The organism is Undibacterium sp. Ren11W (assembly GCF_049340485.1).
Lineage (GTDB): Bacteria > Pseudomonadota > Gammaproteobacteria > Burkholderiales > Burkholderiaceae_D > Undibacterium.
On sequence record NZ_JBMPPB010000028.1, the window covers coordinates 1 to 561 of the forward strand.

The window sequence follows — 561 nt, forward strand, 5'->3', positions numbered from 1 at the left end:
AACTCGGTGCAGCCACCACAGTGGCAGTCACAGTCGCCTTGCCAGGCACCGCGAAGGCAGGTGACACCCTGACGATCACCGACGGCACGACTCCGCAAAGCCACGTCTTAACGGCCGCAGAAATCACAGCGGGCACCTACAGCAGCACGGTTGCCAAACCGGCAGAAGGCGCTAATTTAACGGTCACAGCGACGGTCACCGACCAAGCTGGTAATGTCTCCGCCCCAGGTACAGACAGTGCGACTTTAGACACAACGGCCACGGCAGCGCCGACGATTACCATCACGACCGACAGCAACAACGACGGCCTGATCAGTAAAACAGAACTCGGTGCGGCAACGACAGTGGCAGTCACAGTCGCCTTGCCAGGTACGGCTAAAGCAGGCGACACCCTGACCATCACCGACGGCACGACTCCGCAAAGCCACGTCTTAACCGCCGCAGAAATCACCGCTGGTACGTATAGCAGCACGGTTGCAAAACCAGCGGAAGGCGCGACCTTATCCGTCAGCGCTACCGTCACGGACAAAGCAGGAAATGTTTCCTTGCCTGGCACAGACA

General features: G+C 59.2%; 1 protein-coding gene. It reads left to right on the top strand.

Features of this window, described 5'->3' with window-relative positions; translation table 11 throughout:
- On the top strand, positions 1-561 hold a 561-nt coding region (locus tag ACO0K8_RS22310), incomplete at both ends, for a hypothetical protein (protein ID WP_422948851.1).